Below are 244 nucleotides of genomic sequence, written 5' to 3' on the forward strand. Positions count from 1 at the left end.
GGATCGTGCCGGCGCCCACATTGGCGCCCTCGACTTCCGCAGCCACCGCCTTCACCGCATCGAGCGCGGCCGGCGTGCGCATGGTGATCTCGATCGCCTTCAGGCCGCCGGCGACAAGCGCCCTCGCCAGCCCGACCGCCGATTTCGCGTCCTCGACGATCAGCACCGGCACGACGGGCTGCAGCTTCAGGATGGAAAGCAGCTTTTCGGTCTTGTTTTCGCTCTGGCCGGCCATGACGCGTAT

Annotated in this window: 1 pseudogene; it reads right to left on the bottom strand. The window is 67.2% G+C overall.

The annotated features are described in order from the left end of the window. Positions 1-244, bottom strand: a pseudogene (locus KVS69_RS20270) (keto-deoxy-phosphogluconate aldolase); the annotation flags it as partial.

The organism is Stenotrophomonas sp. GbtcB23, from assembly GCF_019091045.1.
GTDB lineage: Bacteria > Pseudomonadota > Gammaproteobacteria > Xanthomonadales > Xanthomonadaceae > Stenotrophomonas > Stenotrophomonas rhizophila_A.